The 17,061-nt window shown below is 38.7% G+C and carries 13 protein-coding genes; 7 read left to right on the top strand and 6 right to left on the bottom strand.

What is annotated here, in order from left to right; genetic code table 11:
- Positions 1–115 precede the first annotated feature (115 nt).
- Complete coding sequence (locus FW768_RS02910; RefSeq protein WP_231128621.1) at positions 116–1,309, bottom strand: MFS transporter; 1,194 nt, start codon at positions 1,307–1,309, stop codon at positions 116–118.
- Between the two features lie 356 nt (positions 1,310–1,665).
- Between FW768_RS02910 and FW768_RS02905 the strand changes: the two genes are divergently transcribed.
- Positions 1,666–2,397, top strand: coding sequence for an MBL fold metallo-hydrolase (locus tag FW768_RS02905; RefSeq protein WP_153392218.1), 732 nt, complete (start codon positions 1,666–1,668; stop codon positions 2,395–2,397).
- Between the two features lie 13 nt (positions 2,398–2,410).
- Here the strand turns inward: FW768_RS02905 and FW768_RS02900 are convergent, their stop codons facing one another.
- The gene (locus FW768_RS02900) at positions 2,411–2,752 is read right to left on the bottom strand and encodes a helix-turn-helix transcriptional regulator (RefSeq protein ID WP_153392217.1); all 342 of its coding nucleotides are present in this window, start codon (positions 2,750–2,752) and stop codon (positions 2,411–2,413) included.
- Between the two features lie 674 nt (positions 2,753–3,426).
- Here FW768_RS02900 and FW768_RS02895 point away from each other — a divergent pair.
- A complete protein-coding gene (locus tag FW768_RS02895) occupies positions 3,427–4,020 on the top strand; it encodes a Crp/Fnr family transcriptional regulator (RefSeq protein WP_153392215.1) in 594 nt (197 codons plus the stop codon).
- A 44-nt stretch (positions 4,021–4,064) separates the two neighbouring features.
- Here the strand turns inward: FW768_RS02895 and FW768_RS02890 are convergent, their stop codons facing one another.
- The 4 genes from FW768_RS02890 to FW768_RS02875 all read right to left on the bottom strand — a co-directional run bounded on the left by FW768_RS02890 (position 4,065) and on the right by FW768_RS02875 (position 9,963).
- Entirely contained in the window at positions 4,065–6,224 is a 2,160-nt protein-coding gene (locus FW768_RS02890; protein ID WP_153392213.1) for a DEAD/DEAH box helicase, read from the bottom strand.
- Positions 6,221–7,537, bottom strand: coding sequence for an ATP-binding protein (locus tag FW768_RS02885; protein ID WP_153392211.1), 1,317 nt, complete (start codon positions 7,535–7,537; stop codon positions 6,221–6,223). Before FW768_RS02885 ends, FW768_RS02890 begins: the two co-directional genes overlap by 4 nt.
- Positions 7,530–8,990 carry a tellurite resistance TerB C-terminal domain-containing protein gene (locus FW768_RS02880; RefSeq protein ID WP_153392209.1) on the bottom strand — a complete coding sequence of 487 codons (1,461 nt, stop codon included), beginning with the start codon at positions 8,988–8,990 and terminating at the stop codon, positions 7,530–7,532. The genes FW768_RS02885 and FW768_RS02880 overlap by 8 nt, the downstream gene beginning before the upstream one ends.
- 313 nt (positions 8,991–9,303) lie before the next feature.
- Positions 9,304–9,963, bottom strand: coding sequence for a chloramphenicol acetyltransferase (locus FW768_RS02875; protein ID WP_231128620.1), 660 nt, complete (start codon positions 9,961–9,963; stop codon positions 9,304–9,306).
- A 346-nt stretch (positions 9,964–10,309) separates the two neighbouring features.
- Between FW768_RS02875 and FW768_RS02870 the strand changes: the two genes are divergently transcribed.
- The 5 genes from FW768_RS02870 to pdeM all read left to right on the top strand — a co-directional run bounded on the left by FW768_RS02870 (position 10,310) and on the right by pdeM (position 16,817).
- Positions 10,310–10,765 carry a PPC domain-containing DNA-binding protein gene (locus FW768_RS02870; protein ID WP_153392207.1) on the top strand — a complete coding sequence of 152 codons (456 nt, stop codon included), beginning with the start codon at positions 10,310–10,312 and terminating at the stop codon, positions 10,763–10,765.
- 245 nt (positions 10,766–11,010) lie between these two features.
- Complete coding sequence (locus tag FW768_RS02865; protein ID WP_153399758.1) at positions 11,011–12,033, top strand: ligase-associated DNA damage response exonuclease; 1,023 nt, start codon at positions 11,011–11,013, stop codon at positions 12,031–12,033.
- On the top strand, positions 12,030–13,610 hold the full coding sequence (locus FW768_RS02860) for an ATP-dependent DNA ligase (RefSeq protein ID WP_153392206.1): 1,581 nt from the start codon (positions 12,030–12,032) through the stop codon (positions 13,608–13,610). The genes FW768_RS02865 and FW768_RS02860 overlap by 4 nt, the downstream gene beginning before the upstream one ends.
- Position 13,611: 1 nt before the next feature.
- Positions 13,612–16,065 (top strand): ligase-associated DNA damage response DEXH box helicase, encoded by a 2,454-nt coding sequence (locus FW768_RS02855; protein WP_153392204.1) that lies wholly within the window; start codon positions 13,612–13,614, stop codon positions 16,063–16,065.
- Positions 16,066–16,172: 107 nt separating this feature from the next.
- Positions 16,173–16,817: a ligase-associated DNA damage response endonuclease PdeM gene (pdeM, locus tag FW768_RS02850; protein ID WP_153392202.1), complete on the top strand. Its 645-nt coding sequence runs from the start codon at positions 16,173–16,175 to the stop codon at positions 16,815–16,817.
- Positions 16,818–17,061: the final 244 nt, after the last annotated feature.

The raw sequence follows: 17,061 nt of genomic DNA, 5'->3' as shown, positions 1-17,061 counted from the left end.
TATTTTTATTCTTGATAAAGTTTTACGTTCCCAAATTTAACCTATCATGTCATTGTAACAAAATTTATTACAATATATATTATCGACTACTGAAACTGATATTCTCTATTGAAAGTTAACTTTCTGAAACTCCCACCCTGTTACAGAAAAGAACATGAGCAATGATGGCCAGCAAGCCAAAAGAAGCTCCTACAAAACATACACCGCTCCATTCTGCATACTGCCATGCAACAGACGCCAGCCATGTTCCCAATGATCCGCCGATGAAATAGGAAACCATATAAACAGTATTTAATCTGTTCACGGCATTGGATTTTATCAGGAAATAGTTGGTCTGGTTCATAATGTGACTTGATTGTACACCCAAATCGACAAGGATAACGCCAACAATCAGCCCCCAATAGGTTTCTCCTGCAAAATAAGTGAAGCCCCAGCTTCCCAAAACAATAAGAAGTGAGTACAGAATAATCCGGTTAATATCCAAATATTTCTGAATCTTACCTACTTTAGCTGCTGCCAAAGCTCCTACAGCACCGGCAAGTCCGAAACTTCCCACGACTGAAGAACCGGCATTGAATGGCGGTTTTTCCATATGGAAAACCAGTGTGGTAAACAAAGCACACATAGATCCGAATGCCATTGCTCCTCTGAATGAGGCCAGCTGCAGAATCGGTTGCGTTTTGGCAAGATGGACAACAGAGCCCATGAGCTCTTTATAGGTTCCTTTGAAGTTAGGATGCAGTTCCGGAAGCATTTTGTAAACAGCAATCCAGACCAGAATCATAAGTCCTGCAGCAATCCCGAACATGGCTCTCCAGCCCCAGACCTCTCCTACAATCCCGCCAATGAAACGGGAAAGAAGTATTCCCAGAAGCAATCCGGACATTACCGTTCCGATATTGGAAGATTTTTCCTGGTCTGATGAAAGTTCAGCGGCAATAGGAACAAACAACTGCGGAATCACGGAAGTAGCTCCTATCAGAAGGCTAGCCGCATACAGCATCCACAATTCATTGGCAAAAGTCATCCATAGCAAAGATCCGAATACCAGAAACAGGTCAAATAAAATTAGTTTTTTACGGTAAAATTTATCTCCCAGCGGTACAATCAGCAGCAATCCCAGGGCATACCCAATCTGGGTAAGAACAGAAATCCTGCTTGCGGCACTTTCTGAAACCTTAAGATCATCTGAAATAAGAGCCAGAAGCGGCTGGTTATAATAATTATTGGCTACTACAAGCCCTGAAATAACCGCCATCAGCCAGATCACAGTACGGGAAATACCGTTTGATGAATTTACCTGCATCATAGATTTAAATTTTACATCAAATTGAATTACTAAGACATATGGAAAAAGTAGTTCAGAACCGTTAATACCAACAGGAAATACAGTTTCTTTTTGACGGGCAAAGATAATCAATAAAAAAGAGACTGCTCCGGAAAACAGTCCCTGATTCTATGGCATTTTTAAAATTATTCAAGTAACGAGAAGGTATAATTTTTCATCTGTACAGCCTCAGCAGAATACCTGGCAAGGTTGTATTATTTTTTAACGGAGAAAAGATTGTTATTATTTTCTACTGATTACATCATGATTGTTTTTGCCAATGAACTGTATTGAGAAAAAGGCTTTCAGATTTTGAAAATATTAGGGAAATTTGCATCATGAGAATTATTCCGCTTAAAGAAGGCAATTTTTCAGCCAGCAGAACGAAAGATTTTACCCTTTTAACCTCTGAAAATTTTGATACCGTTAAAGGGATCAGAATGTCAGTACAGCCTTTTCTGATCATTACAGAACATGATCATATCCTTCTTGATACCGGTATCGGATGGAAAACACCTGAAGGAAAAATTGTAATCTCCGAAATCCTGGAAAAAGAAAATGTAAAACCTGAACAGATCACCAAACTGCTACTATCCCATCTTCACAAAGATCATATTGATGGCAGTATACGTCTAACAAAGAACGGTTTTGAGCCGGTATTTCCCAATGCGGAAATATTTATCCAGAAGCGGGAACTGAACTATGCCATGGAAAACAAGGGTAACCCTTCTTTCGATTTTGAAATACTGGAAAAACTGATTTCACTACCCAACATCATCTGGATGAATGAAGATAAAGGTCAGATCACGGATGAAATTTCTTTTGAGGTTGTGGGAGGACATACGCCTTTTATGCAGGTATTCTGGATCAGGGAAAATCATGAAACTGTATTTTACGGAGCCGATGATCTTCCGCAGGAATCTTATCTGAAATACCACCTTGCGTACAAAACTGATTTTGATGGCAGAAAAGCGATGAAATTAAGGCTGAAATGGCAGAAAGAAGCCATTGAAAACCGATGGAAAATACTACTTTATCATGATCTGGATAAAGCAGTAATCCAAATGTAATCCCAAACAAACTTTAAAGGTCATTAAACCATTTGTAGATATCAACCTCAGACAGAATGTTAAGCTTTTTTCTGAGCCTATTTTTCCTGTTCTGGATGGCCTTTGGTGTCACAAAAGTATACGTTGCAATTTCTTTAGTGGTAAAGTTGAGCTTTAGATAGATGCAGAAAATCTGTTCAGAATTTTTGAGATTGGGCTGTATGGCTCCAATTTTACCAAAGAAATCCGGATATACCAATCTGAATTTATTCAGCAGCCGGGGAGAGTTTTCCTTGGCCAGTGCTATAATTTCATCCTGTACTAAAATTTTTTGACTCAAATTTTCTAAATTGGGTTCAGGTTTTTTGTTTTTCATAATTGTTTTCTCATCTCTACTTATTTCATGCCTATTTATAATATTCCGGCAGTACAATGCTTCAGTTTCACTATGCTTTAACAGCTGTTTTCAGCTTCTTTCCATAGAAGCTTTAATTTGTTTTTTTAAAATTTCATAAGGGTCAAATGGCGTATCCTGGTTTCAGCTTCGTTCTAAAAATTTCCGGGAAAGAAAATCCTGCCGGATATTTTAAAACAAAAACAAAGAAAGAAAAAATGATTAAATTTTTCCGCAATTGAAATACCACATACATACCACGTCATCTCTCCGGCCCATATAATTTTTCTAATTTAAACTCAGTCTAGGAAATTAAGCCTTCCTGTTTATTATTTACAGCAAATCTAAAGGATTACCAGGCTTATTTTTTATGATCTCAATCAATGTATTTATTCAGATGATGAAAAAATTATTAAACAACCTCAGTTCAGGATAAGAATTTTTGATTTATAGAGCTTGGAAGTTGGGGATGGAAGAGTTAGGTTCTGAAGGACATCAATAATAGATTACCATTTTTTTTAGCAAATTTGATTTTACAGAGGTTTTCAGTATTTATAACCAAAAGTGACTTCTAGCCTTTTATATTTAAACTCCTTAACCAGAACACTCAGGTTAAACAGCAGTTTAAAATTTTAATTTAAAAAAACAGATCACCTATGATCACTGAAGATTTATTACTTTCATACGGAGCTACTGTCAAATATTATAAAACTGGAGATATTATTTTTCGGGAAGGAGACTCTCCGTTGTATTATTATCAGATCAGAAGCGGCCAGGTAAAACTGAATAATTATACGGAAGACGGGAAAGAATTTCTCCAGAATATATTTTCTGACGGGCACAGCATTGGTGAGTCCCTGCTGTTTGTGGAGAGACCCTATCCAATGAATGCTGTAGCAATGGAGGAATCTCATATTCTAAAATTGCCAAAATCCAGTTTTCTGGATATCATCCGGGAAAATCCTGAAATTTCACTGAATATTTATCAATGCCTAGCTGAAAGGATGTACTACAAGTATGTCATGCTGTATAACCTTTCATTTCAGAATCCCATTCTTAAGCTGAAACAGTTGATGGATTATCTCAAAAGCTATTATGAAGATAAAAGCTCTTATTCATTCCGGATTCCTCTTACCCGCCAGCAGCTTGCTTCACTCACAGGGCTCCGTGTAGAAACGGTAATAAGGGCCATAAAAAATATGGAAAAAGACAAAATAGTAAAAATTGAAAGAGGAAAAATATTTTACTAATGAATGAAACAGCCGGATCTTTTTTACAAGTTCCGGCTGATATGTTAAGAATGTAATAGTTTGTTTTCGATGAAATTCAGTTTTTCAACAAACTTAAAACATCCGTCAAAATCAAAATAGCGTTCCTTTACTATGGCTGCCTGATACTGTAAGGGGAGATAAGTTCCCCATTTGGAAAAACTCAGGATTTCGGGCAGGGTTTCCAGCAGCTCAGTCAGAAACGGTTCAAAATCGGTATTACATAAAACAGGATCCTTCAGCAACGACATAAACTCTGGTTTTTTCTGAAGTTCAATTTCAAACAAGGTCTCTCTGTCATCAAGAGTGTTCCCAATACCCATTTTATCAAGAATAAAACTCAGTGTCCTATTAATTTTTGACCCGGCAAATGAATAGAATTCAAAATTTTCCTTCTCCGGACCGGATAAAAGAGGCCTTTCTGTTTTTGGATCGGCAATATCGAAAACTTTAAACTCTTCACGCATCTGCCTGATAATTTCTTTTCCCGCATCATCCATAAAATCATAGTGATCTTCAGAAATAAGGATCTCAAGCATTTTTTGCCTGATTCTGGTAGCCGTATCCGCAGAATCTCCTAAAAACATCGGTTTTTTGCCATCTTTTGTTGGGATTACTTCTATTTTTTTAGATTCAAAATCAATATCTTTTATTTTCCAGATCCTGGCGGAAAGATAAATATTCTCATCAACCCGGATTTGTGGAGAAAGCGGCAGCTCCCCGATCTTTATTCCCTGACTGGAAACCTTGAAGTAAACCGGAGTGTGAAATAGCGTATAAAAATCTCTTGCATTCACCACCTTCTCTCCTTCCACTCCGATAATATATTCTCTTCCAAGTTTTTCAAGGAAATCAATAAGGGTAAGATGATTAATAATTTCCGTAATTTCTTCTGATTTAATATTTTTAAAGGCTGAGTTGACAGCAAGCTCTTCCAGTAATTTGGTAAGGGTAATTCCTGAACTTCCTTTAACCATAGAAAGAATCTGGTGAACAAGCACATCATAAGGTCTCTGATGAACATTGACCGGTTCTATATACTGTTCTGTAAAGAGAAGCCAGCAGGCTAAGGACTGAAGATGACTCCATTTTTCCGTAGCATATAAAAGCAGATTGCTGGATCTTCCTTCTCTTCTCCCGCTTCTGCCTACTCTCTGGATGAGAGAAGCAATGCTGTGGGTGGCATCAATCTGGGCTACTTCGTCTACATTTCCGATATCTATTCCCAGTTCCAGGGTAGAAGTACAGGAGATGCAGAAGTTTTCCGTTTTGCTTTTCTTGGCAAAGAACTCAACATATTCCCGAACTTCTTTGTCTACAGATGAATGGTGGGCAAAATAATTGGGATGGCCACCTACTTTTTCTGAGATCTTTTTCAGCTTTACAGCCACTTCCTCCACTCTCCCTCTGGCATTGGGAAAAACCAGTACTTTACGGTCGCGGGTTCTTATATAAAGATCTTTCAGCAGTTCAATCGGCAGTTCTTCAACCGTTCCCTGAAAATATTTGAAAACAGCATTGATAGGCTTAGGATTGGTATCCTTAATAACTGTTGTGTTCTCTGGGTTACCCAAAAACTCTTTCAGCTCAATATATTGATTATCGCCGTTAACTGTTGCAGAAAGACCTACAATCTTAAACGTACTTTTATTAATCCTCTGCAAACGCTGCAGCAATGACTGAAGATGAATTCCCCGGTCAGAACCCAGAAAAGAATGAATTTCATCAATAACCACATATTCCAGCGAGGAAAATAAATGCTGGACGTTATAGGGTTTGTTGACAAACATAGCCTCAATGGATTCGGGAGTAATCAGTACAATTCCGCCAGGATCTTTAATCAGTCGGTCTTTGGCTCCTTTTGAAGCTTCGCCATGCCATTTGGTTACCGGTACATCCAGATATTCACACAGCTTTTCTACCCTCATAAACTGGTCATTGATCAATGCAATCAACGGTGAGATATAGAGCACTTTCACGCCTGGTTCCTTAAAATTTACTTTTGACAGAATAGGCAGAAAAGCGGCTTCGGTTTTACCTGAAGCCGTTCTGGAAATAAGAATATAATTACGGTCCGTTGAGATAATTTTTTGAATCGCAGCCTCCTGGATAGGTCTTAAACTCTCCCATTTCTGATCCCTGATGTATTTTCTGATCGGCTCAGAGAGTATGTCGAAAGCCGTCATATCTCTTCAATACTGTCTAAAAGTACCAGATCATTCGGTCTTTCATCAGAAATTTCAATTTCTCCGAATAGTCTTTTTTTATCCGCACCTGGGTTTTGTCTGATGATATTCAGGATGTTTAAGAAATCTCTGATCACTTCTCTAGGCGTCAGGAATTCCGAAGCCCCCGGTTTATTAAACATTTCTTCCATAAATGCAGAAATATCCTCATCTGTGACGTTCAGTTCTGTTTTATAATTGAAATCGAAAATCAGCTTTAATTTTTTCAGCAGCACAAATATTTCGTTGTGATCCAGTGGGGTTAATTTAATAACCGGTTGAGCAAAATCTCTGATCTCCGCAGTTTCAAATTTATTGGTTTCCAGTCTTGTTTTTAAAGCCTGATAACTGAAAAGTCCCCGCCTTTCATTTTCCAGAAATTCTTTTGTTCCGGCAAAATTGATGAACAGATTGGAAACTTTCCCCTGAAAACAGTCGTTATAAATTGATAAGATCTTTTCATAATTTTTTTCACGGGCAGCAGCCGTGGAAATTTTATACAGATTAACCGCTTCATCCAGATTGATCATAAAACCGCTGTAACCCATACTCACAAAGAACTTACAGAAATTTTTAAGCATGTCGTAATAATTGGAATCATTGATGATTTCCCTCACCCCAAGATCTTGTCTTGCCTCTGTTTTTGTAGAATATTCCCCTTTCAGCCATTTCAGAGCATTTCTTCGTAGCTGGTCGTCTCCTGAAATATAGCCTTCATAATATTTTATGATCACCGAACCAAAATCAAAACCCCCAACTTCAGTAATTTCGTTGACTGTTTTCATAATAGCGCTTCTGATCAGATCTGTATGTTGGTCATGACGGATATCTGTAATTGAAATCCTGTTTTCTTCAGCTGTTTTGGTAATCACCTGCTCGATCCATTTTTCAAGCAAAGTCTGGAGCGCGCCTCCTTCCGGTTTAGTCTGAATGGCAATATTATCCATGATGGCAGAATAAAGGATCACACTTTTCCCGTCATTGGAATAGATCCTGTTATCCGGGGTAAAATCTGCATTGGCTACTACAAATTTCTGTTTCAGGGCAACCGTATTCAGTAAATGAAGCATAAAGGATTTTCCGCTTCCAAAATCTCCGATCCAGAATTTGGCCATGCTGTGACCGTTTTTTACATCATCCAGAGAATTGATAAATGCATTGATCTCTTCTGATCTTCCAACGGTTATATGCTGTACACCAATCTTCGGCACAACACCGCTCACCAGGGAATTGATAATGGATGTGGCTTCTTTGGGCTTAATATTTTCAATCATTGTTCAAAAGTTTTTTATAATAATCTGTATTCATCGTAAAATAATCATCCTCTTCCTCAATAAGGATGTCGTCCAGGATTTCATAACAGAGATCGTTGATAGAGTCAATCACAGCCCCCATGAAAAGGTTTTTAGCTCTTAGAAATGTACTCATTTCACTCTGTGGAATATTAAAGCTCTGCTTTTCAAAAAGGGTTAGAACTTCCTGCTGAATATCTGTTAAATTCAGTTCTTCACGGTATTTCATGATCTGAGGTTCTGCGTCTGTCTGAGCAATATTGATCGTTAATTCTTCACTGCCGGCAGAATCTTCAGTTTTTATTGATGTGGTTTCCGGTTCATCGCTAAGATATTCTTCCAGCAGAGCCACCGTTCCTGAATGTTGTCTTTTGACATCCTCAACGGCATCAGGATCAATAACGATTTTCTTCCGCTTTGGAAGATAAAGCTGATTGGCCTTTTCAATAGCTTCCTCAAGATTTCGGTCTCTGATAAATTTACTTAGAATTCTTTCAAAATCATGTACCTGTTCTGTAGTGGAAAAAAGGCTTTTCTGAATGCTCTTAGTCAGCTGTTTTCTGTCAAGCTTCGGAGAATTCATATCTTTATCCAGGTAATGGATATACAGTCTCAGTGCACAGTTTTTATCATGGCTGGCAACAAATTTTGAAGCTTCAAAAAAGATCAGATCTATTGAAGGATTCTTAATATTAACATCTGCTAGCCTGAAAATTTCCCTTTCAAAAGCCGCCGGGTTGGAATAATCTCCCTTAATTTCATCAAACTTTGTTTTCCAGCGGCTTGTATTATTTTCATTAAGGATGATATTGGTTTTATAATCGGCATCCAGAATCTGATTCCGGTTTTCAGCAAGAAAAATCTCCAGCTTAGAAACAATTTTTCTGTTATACTGATGCTGTATGTCCGGATTGGCGTAAGGAAAATCGGTATTGATTTTTCTTTTAATTCCGTAAGCCTCACGAACATTATTCTCACATAATTTTAAGATATGATTCAGGATCTCTCCCTGCACAGAATCGTAAGTATACTGGTAGTTTAAGCTGTCTTTTTTGTAATTATACTGAAGGCAGACGATAATTTCCGACAGCTCTTCAATCACCGAAGCATAAGCCCTGTTGACCGGAATACAGTTATTCTGAAGAAATTCAAAAGCTCTTAAAAACTGTTTCAGGATCTGTATTCTGCAATATTCAATTTCGTTAAAAACATTGGTTGTGAACCATAGCTTATCCATTACAACAGCCTGTTCAGCCGTCAGATTAAGCTTTCTGGAATATTTTCTTCCTGTTTTCCAGCTTTCAGAATCAGATGAGGATTCGTCTGAAGCCAGACTGTTTTCAGGAACAGCTGTTCCGTAATGGATAGGAACATCAGCATTTCCGGAAACATCAATGATGGATTCGTCATGAGACATAAAAGGATCGTTCTGCATGGTTTCGTCAGTATTTTGAAGGTCTGTTGTGTATTAATCTATATTGAATGAATTAAACTTCTAATATAGTATAATAATTCCAGATTCAAAACTAGGTGAAATAGAGAAAAATCCATTACGGTTTCCCGTAAGAATTAAAAATGAACGACCCATTTTATTTTCTAAGAGTCTGAAGAAATATAAAAATCCACATTATCTTTTTAATGAAAAAATGGCCCTCCAAACACCACCCATTAGGCCTTAAAAACACCTGATAATCAATTATGTAAACTATTTTTTCACAATTACATTCACTGCAAAGCTAATTGACTATTCATTCACCATTATTCAGCTGCTTCTGAAATTCCTCAAGATATTTCGCGATATGGATTCCGTCTGCCAGCCCGTGGTGAGCTTCTATGGAAACCGGAAGATATTTTCGGTCATCCTGGATATTGAATTTACCGAAAGTAATCTTCGGAACAGATTCCGTGCGGTCAAGATTTGTCGGATGAAGCAATGCACTGAAAGAGTTCCACGGAATAGTTGTATGCCTAATCAGATCTTTTCCCAGCTCCCCATTATTAAGCCTGATTCCTGATGTTTCCTGTACCTCAGCAATTTCTTCCTGCATCGCTGCATTGAAAGTTTTAAAATCTTCTGAAAAATTCATAAATGCAAAACCAAAAGTCCCGTCTGCCCTGCCTATGGTCGTTCCTGCATGAATCGTGTCATACAAAACCACTTTTCCGTCAAGGATCCGGAGTTTCAGTTCGTCAACTGCATTTACGGCCTTCATTGATTTATGAAGATAAGAAGCGAAAAAAGAATACCCGTTTTCTTTGGCATGTCTGTAAGCATTGGTACAGTCTACTTCTGTTGTAAAGCCAAAATACGGGCTTGCCATTTTTGAGAAAAATTCAAAATGCTCTTTACGGTTCCAGTTTTCTATATCGATGATCTTCATTGAATGATTTTTTGCAAATTTCGTCATGTTTTGGAACTTTTAAAACTTGCAGGAAATGAAATTAATGATATACATCTGAAAAAGCTGAAAATTTTTCTCGCTAATCTTAGAATCAACTCCGTTTATTCGATGAAGCATACCTGTAGCCCTACAGCTTCATCAGTGACAAAACCGCATTCCTTTGGTTACTCAGAATCAGTAATTTCAAAAATAGTCTTTGCCTTAATTTTTATTTTTCGAAACAGCCCTACACAACAAAAAAATCTGCGTAATCTGGTAATAAACATTAAAGCACAATTATTGCATTTATTTTGTCCGTTGGACGTCTAAAATTGAAAATCAGAATTCATAAGAACAGATTAAAATTCATATTATGGAAATACAAAATTATAAAGGAAAACACTGGTCAGCAAGAAAAGTTGACGGAATCTACATCGTAAGCATAGAAAACAGAGCCGGAATTGTAGAAGCCCTCACTGATTTTATTACCGCTCACAATATCCATGCAGGAGAAGTGACTGGCATAGGTGCGGTGGATGAGGCAACATTGCGTTTTTTCAGACCTTCCGAAAAAAAATATGTTGACAGAACATTTAGAGAACAGATGGAAATCACCAATATATCCGGAAATGTCTCAGAAATTGAAGGAAAACCAAGTCTTCATCTTCATATTACACTGGGAAGAGAAGATTATACCGCAGTGGCAGGGCATCTTCTGGACGCCAGAATATCCGGTGCAGGAGAATTTATATTTTATCCGTTAAATATGAGAGTAGTAAAAATCAAAAATGAAGACGTGGGAATTAATTTCTATGATTTTGAAAGATAATCTCTTGACTTCTGAAAAATTTCACTGAGTTTCTAAAGCTGCTCTATAAGTTTTCAGCCTTGAATGAAAGCAGGAATCCGTAATAAACAGTGGAATAAATAAAACCACACATCCGGATGAAAGTCCTTTGAAATAGCTTCCGGAGATCAGGAAATATGAAAGTCCCGAAATAAGAAATATTGATATCCATGATTTATCTTAATTTGGTGGGATTTTTGAATGTAAAATATAAACCGATCACACCATTGAAACTAATCACATTCACCAAAAAAGGAATCTACTGTCCTCAGGGGAAATTTTATATTGATCCCTGGAGACCTGTAGACCTGGCTGTCATTACACACGGACATGCTGATCATGCCCGCTGGGGAATGAAAAAATACCTGTGTCATCATTTTACCAAACCCGTTCTTTACCAGAGAATAGGACCGGATATTGAATGCCAGAGCGTGGAATATGGTGAAATAGTACACATCAACGGGGTAAAAGTATCCCTCCATCCGGCAGGCCACATTATCGGCTCGGCTCAGATCAGGCTTGAATACAAAGGATTTGTAACCGTTGTTTCAGGGGATTATAAAATACAGGATGATGGTTTGAGCACTCCTTTTGAATTGGTTCGCTGCAATGAATTTGTTACAGAAAGTACTTTCGGGCTTCCCATTTACAACTGGCTGGAAGTTAATGACCTTAATAAAAAACTTCAAAGCTGGGTACTGAAAAATCAGGAAAACTCAAAAACTTCTGTATTCATAGGATATTCTTTAGGTAAAGCCCAGCGAATCATGAAAGCCGTCGAAGGTCTGGGAAAAACATATGTGCATTATTCTATCGGGAAACTGAATAAAGCTTTTGAAGAATCGGGTATTCTGCTTCCTGATTATAAGATTGCAGACTTCAGAGAAAATATCAAAGAACTTCAGCATGAGATTGTGATTGTTCCGCCTGCTTTATTGGACAGCAGTATCATCAGAAAAATACCGGATGCAGCCACTGCTATATGCTCAGGATGGATGCAGGTACGGGGAGCCAGAAGATGGCGAAGTGCGGATGCAGGATTTCCTATAAGCGACCATGCAGACTGGAAAGGGCTTCTTCAGGCCGTAAAAGCTACAGAGGCAGAAAAAGTACATGTAACACATGGACAGACCGATATTTTCTCAAAATATCTCAACGAAATCGGGATTAAGGCGGATGTGATAGAAACTCTTTTCGGCGAAGATGAAGAAGAATCTGAAAAAGAAATCATTGAAACTCCGGAATTATGAAACACTTTGCAGATCTGATCAATGCATTGGAAACCACCAATAAGACCAATGCGAAAATTGATGCCATCATTGATTATCTGGAACGTGCCCCGGATGAAGATAAAGTATGGTTTATCGCTTTATTTACCGGAAAAAGACCAAAACGGAACGTCAATACCAATTATATGAAAGAATGGGCACTGGAAATTACACAGCTGCCTTTCTGGCTCTTCCAGGAATCGTATTCTTCTGTAGGGGATCTCGGAGAAACACTTTCTCTTATTCTCCCCCCTCCTGAACAGAAAATTGAACGTACTTTATCTGAATGGATGACCGATATTCTTCATTTAAAAGATAAAACCGAAGCAGAAAAAAAAGCATTTGTCCTGCAATCCTGGAACGGACTGGATTATACGGAAAGACTGATATTCAACAAACTTTTAGGTGGAAGTTTCCGCATCGGGGTTTCAGACAAAACACTGATCAATGCCCTGACGAAATTTTCCGGACAGGAAGCCAGTACCCTTACACATAGCCTCACAGGAAAATGGCAACCCGGTGAAATATCATTTCAAGAGCTGATTTCTGCAGAAAAAATTAATCCTGATAATTCAAAGCCGTACCCCTTCTGTCTGGCCTACCCTCTTGAAAAAGGACTGGATGAGCTGGGAGCCCCTGAAGAATGGCAGATTGAATATAAATGGGATGGCATCCGTGGACAGATCATCAAAAGAAATGATGAAGTTTTCATCTGGTCACGGGGTGAAGAGCTGGTCACTGAACAGTTTCCTGAGATCAGGGATGCTGTAAAAATGATGAAAGGAAGTTTTGTTTTAGATGGAGAAATACTTGCGGTAAAGGATGGTAATATTTTAAATTTTAATGAGTTACAAAAAAGATTAAACAGGAAAACTTTAACTAAAAAAATGTTGGCAGATATTCCGATTGAAGTTTTTGTGTATGACCTTCTTGAACTGGAAGGAACCGATCTCCGCGAAAAACCTATGGAGGCAAGAAGAGCTATGCTGGAAGAATTGTTACTGAATGAACATCCTGAAAAAATCAGAATTTCGCAGACTATAACATTCGAAAACTGGGACGAACTGAACAGCATCCAGGAAAAATCCAGAGAGATCAACAGTGAAGGACTGATGCTGAAACAAAAGAATTCACCCTATCATGCCGGAAGAAAAAAAGGTGACTGGTGGAAATGGAAAGTAAGCCCGCTGACCATTGATGCAGTGCTCATTTATGCCCAAAAAGGAAGTGGCAGACGGAGCGCTTATTACACGGATTATACTTTTGCCGTAAAAAACAGAGATTCTCTGGTAACCATCGCTAAAGCGTATTCGGGGCTTACGGATAAAGAAATCATGGAAGTGAGCAAATTTGTCAATAAAAATGCCATTGAAAAATTCGGACCTGTACGGACGGTAAAAGCAGAGCTGGTCTTTGAAATAGCTTTTGAGGGCATAGGATTCAGCAGCAGGCACAAAAGCGGGGTTGCCTTGAGGTTCCCCCGGATTGTACGATGGCGGAGAGATAAAACCGTTGATGAAATTGATGATCTTGAAGAAATAAAAAAACTGATCCAGTAAATTGAATACATTTGAAAATACCAACGGCTTTAAAGTCATTCAGCAGTGGATGACCGGAAAAGGTATTGCTCCATTTAAATTCCAGACCGAGACCTGGCGCAAATTCGGAAACGGCTACAGCGGTATGGTGATAGCTCCCACAGGGTTCGGAAAAACGTTTTCTGTATTTCTGGCATTGGTTTTAGATTTTATGAACCATCCAGAAAAGTATAAAAAAGGGCTAAAAATGATCTGGATCACTCCGCTCCGGTCTCTGGCAAAAGATATTGCCAAAGCCATGGAAGAAGCCATGAATGAGATTGGTCTGGACTGGACCGTAGGAGTAAGAAATGGCGATACCGACCCCAAAGTAAGGCAGCAACAGGTAAGAAACATGCCTGAAATTCTTGTTGTTACTCCGGAAAGTCTTCATCTGCTTCTGGGGCAGAAAAATCACAGCAGGTTTTTTCAGGATCTGAAATGTGCCGCAGTGGATGAATGGCATGAACTGCTGGGCTCTAAACGCGGAGTTATGGTAGAACTGGCCATCTCCCAATTGAGAAAATATGCTCCAGCTATGAAAATCTGGGGAATTACCGCAACCATCGGAAATCTGGATGAAGCTATAGAGGTTTTGATTCCTTACGACATCAAAAAAACAAAAATTACCGCCAAAGAATATAAAAAAATTGAAATCCTTCCTGTTTTCCCTGATGAAGTGGAGGTTCTTCCATGGGCGGGACATCTGGGCGCGAAACTGGCAGATAAAATCGTTCCGGTTATTCTTGAATCTACTTCTACCATTGTTTTTACCAATACAAGAAGCCAGAGTGAAATGTGGTATCAGCTTCTGCTGAACGCCTATCCTGATTTTGCAGGTCAGATCGCCATTCATCACAGCTCTATTGATGCTCACCTCCGGATCTGGATTGAAGAGAACTTAAGCAGTGGGAAACTGAAAGCGGTGGTTTCTACTTCCTCTCTGGATCTCGGCATAGATTTTAAGCCTGTTGATACAGTCATCCAGATTGGCTCAGCCAAAGGGGTTGCCCGGTTTCTTCAGCGTGCCGGACGGAGTGGCCACTCCCCTTTTGAAACCTCTAAAATTTACTGCGTCCCTACTCATTCCCTGGAACTGATCGAGGTTTCAGCATTAAAAGAAGCGGTCAAACAAAAAGTAACAGAACCCCGCGAGCCTCAGGTATTATGCTTTGATGTGCTGGTTCAGTTTCTGATGACTTTAGCCGTTGGAGATGGCTTTTATCCCGAAGAAACTTATGAAAGGATCAAAAAAACATATGCTTTCCGGGAAATGACGGATGATGAATGGAAAAGCTGTCTTGATTTTCTGACCATCGGGGGAAGTGTCTTAAAAAGCTATGAGGAATTTCATAAGATTATCATTATGGAAAACGGTTTATATAAAGTGACCTCAAGAAAAATCGCTATGCTCCACCGTATGAATATGGGCGTTATTGTAAGTGATGCTATGCTGAAAGTAAAATTTATTTCAGGTGGTTATATCGGTATGGTGGAGGAATATTTTATTTCAAAACTCAAAAAAGAAGAAAAATTTATTCTGGCAGGACGTACTCTTGAAGTGACCATGATAAAAGATATGACCGTCTATGTAAGATCAGCCAAAGGAAAGGCAATAACTCCTAGTTATCTGGGCGGAAGGCTTCCTCTAAGCTCTGATCTGGGACATTTTTTAAGAGAAAAACTTTCCCATGCCCTGAATCCCAAAACTTCGGAAAAAGAACTGAAATTCCTGCATCCGCTTCTGGTACGGCAGGAAAAGAACTCGCATATTCCCAAAGAAGATGAGTTTCTGGTCGAAATGATCAAAAACAGAGAAGGTTATCATCTGTTTATGTACCCTTTTGAAGGGCGTCTTGTGCATGAAGTGATGGCAGCCCTGATGGCTTACCGTATTTCAAAGCTGGCCCCGATCTCTTTTTCCATGGCGATGAATGATTACGGTTTTGAACTGTTCAGTGACAAGGAAATTCCTCTGAATGAAGAAAATCTGCATGCTGTTCTCACCCGGGAAAACCTGATGAATGATGTAATCGCCAGCATTAATTCAGCGGAAATGGCCAGAAGAAAATTCAGGGATATTGCTGTGATCTCCGGAATGGTGATCCAGAATTATGCAGGAAAACAGCGCTCCAATAAGTCGTTGCAGAGTTCAGCCGGACTAATCTTTAAGGTTTTAGAAGATCACGACCCCAATCATTTTCTTGTAAGACAGGCGTATACAGAGGTTTTCAATATACAGCTTCAGGAACAGCGATTGGTGGAAGCCTTTAAAAGAATAGAAAAATCAAAAATTATTTTAAAATATTCCAATACCTTTACCCCGCTCAGCTTCCCGATCAAAGTAGATAGCCTGAGGCAGACCTTATCCAGTGAAAGCCTTGATGCCAGGATCAGGAAAATGGTGGAACAGGCCGGAAAAAATATTTTGTTATAGATAAGTCACCGTCAATGCTTTTCATTTGGTAAAATTCACAGCGAAGCTAATTGACAATTGACTTACGAAGTATAATTCACCATTGACATTTTTAATCATTTACAGTCTTGAATATTGCCGTAAAAAATATCACGATCAGCAACGAAGTTTTCACGTTAACCAATCAGCGCGCCGCATTCTGGAAAAGAGAGAAAGCATTAATCCTGTCTGACCTTCATATCGGGAAAACAGCTCATTTCCGGAAAAACGGGATTGCTCTGGCCAATCATATTATGAAAAGCGATCTGGAAAGATTATCTGCTCTCATAGCCTATTTTAACCCTGATAAATTCATTATTGTTGGTGATTTGCTCCATGCCGGAGATAATTCTGACGTGGATGAGTTTTGCCGATGGAGAAATCAGTATCCTGATCTCTTATTTTATCTTATCGAAGGTAACCACGATCGGATTACAGAAGCCCTGGAACGTAAATTATGCCTGAATTTCAGGGCTGAACTTCTGCAGATCGACGATTTTATCTTCATTCATGATTTTGATAAAACACGCTCCGGATTTCAGATCACCGGGCATATTCATCCGGGCGTTATCCTGAATTCTTCAGTGAAAAGCTTCAGACTTCCTTGTTTTGTACAGACTTCCGGACAGCTTCTTCTACCTGCCTTCAGTGAATTTACAGGACTTGATACCAAAAATATTCCCAAAAGCGGAAAGTTTTTTGTATTTACAGATTCTGAAATTCATGAAATCTAAGGTGGAAGAGAGAGGTTGGAAATTATTTTGTTCTGAAAAAAAGCTTAGAGACTCTTTAATATGAGGGAAAATATTAAAATTAAAAAATTTCTTGCAGATTTTTTGAATATTCAGGCTTTAAACAATATTACATTTGAGTCAACTAAAAGCAAGGCAGTATAACGAGAATTGTCAATCACCTATAACTTTATTCATATACATACCGTTATTTTAAGATCTGCGTTATCTGCAAAATCAGCGAGAG

The sequence above is a fragment of the Chryseobacterium vaccae genome (assembly GCF_009602705.1).
Classification (GTDB): domain Bacteria; phylum Bacteroidota; class Bacteroidia; order Flavobacteriales; family Weeksellaceae; genus Chryseobacterium; species Chryseobacterium vaccae.
Note: the sequence above shows the minus strand (reverse complement) of the source record. Positions and strands in the feature narration are given on the sequence as shown.

Excerpts from the sequence above, each read along its gene's own strand:
- FW768_RS02905 (WP_153392218.1), top strand. The coding sequence starts at position 1,666 with ATGAGAATTATTCCGCTTAAAGAAGGCAATTTTTCAGCCAGCAGAACG.
- FW768_RS02875 (WP_231128620.1), bottom strand. The coding sequence starts at position 9,963 with ATGACGAAATTTGCAAAAAATCATTCAATGAAGATCATCGATATAGAA.
- FW768_RS02870 (WP_153392207.1), top strand. The coding sequence starts at position 10,310 with ATGGAAATACAAAATTATAAAGGAAAACACTGGTCAGCAAGAAAAGTT.
- FW768_RS02885 (WP_153392211.1), bottom strand. The coding sequence starts at position 7,537 with ATGATTGAAAATATTAAGCCCAAAGAAGCCACATCCATTATCAATTCC.
- FW768_RS02890 (WP_153392213.1), bottom strand. The coding sequence starts at position 6,224 with ATGACGGCTTTCGACATACTCTCTGAGCCGATCAGAAAATACATCAGG.
- FW768_RS02910 (WP_231128621.1), bottom strand. The coding sequence starts at position 1,309 with ATGATGCAGGTAAATTCATCAAACGGTATTTCCCGTACTGTGATCTGG.
- FW768_RS02860 (WP_153392206.1), top strand. The coding sequence starts at position 12,030 with ATGAAACACTTTGCAGATCTGATCAATGCATTGGAAACCACCAATAAG.
- FW768_RS02895 (WP_153392215.1), top strand. The coding sequence starts at position 3,427 with ATGATCACTGAAGATTTATTACTTTCATACGGAGCTACTGTCAAATAT.
- FW768_RS02880 (WP_153392209.1), bottom strand. The coding sequence starts at position 8,990 with ATGCAGAACGATCCTTTTATGTCTCATGACGAATCCATCATTGATGTT.
- FW768_RS02900 (WP_153392217.1), bottom strand. The coding sequence starts at position 2,752 with ATGAAAAACAAAAAACCTGAACCCAATTTAGAAAATTTGAGTCAAAAA.